Below are 245 nucleotides of genomic sequence, written 5' to 3' on the forward strand. Positions count from 1 at the left end.
TATGAAATGTATAAAGGAAGCGCTTTTGCAGTTTATTCAAAGTCCAGATATCTAGATTTTATTGAAGTTGGTACCATAGCTGACGATATACACCCTGGCCCGTTTAAACACTATGGAATACATGCTTTAAATCATATAATTGATGTGGTTTCAACTGAACCTCCAAGTATTTCAGTAATACAAAGAGATCGCGAACAAGAGTAAAAAAATGAGGTTAATATGTAGCACATTACCTATATTAAGAG

1 protein-coding gene is annotated in these 245 nt (G+C 33.5%); it reads left to right on the forward strand.

Annotated elements, in window-relative coordinates; all coding sequences use genetic code 11:
* On the forward strand, positions 1–204 hold a 204-nt coding region (locus SB822_RS59775; protein ID WP_410859470.1), incomplete at its 5' end, for a hypothetical protein.
* Positions 205–245: the final 41 nt, after the last annotated feature.

The organism is Paraburkholderia sp. SIMBA_054 (assembly GCF_046534875.1).
GTDB lineage: Bacteria > Pseudomonadota > Gammaproteobacteria > Burkholderiales > Burkholderiaceae > Paraburkholderia > Paraburkholderia hospita.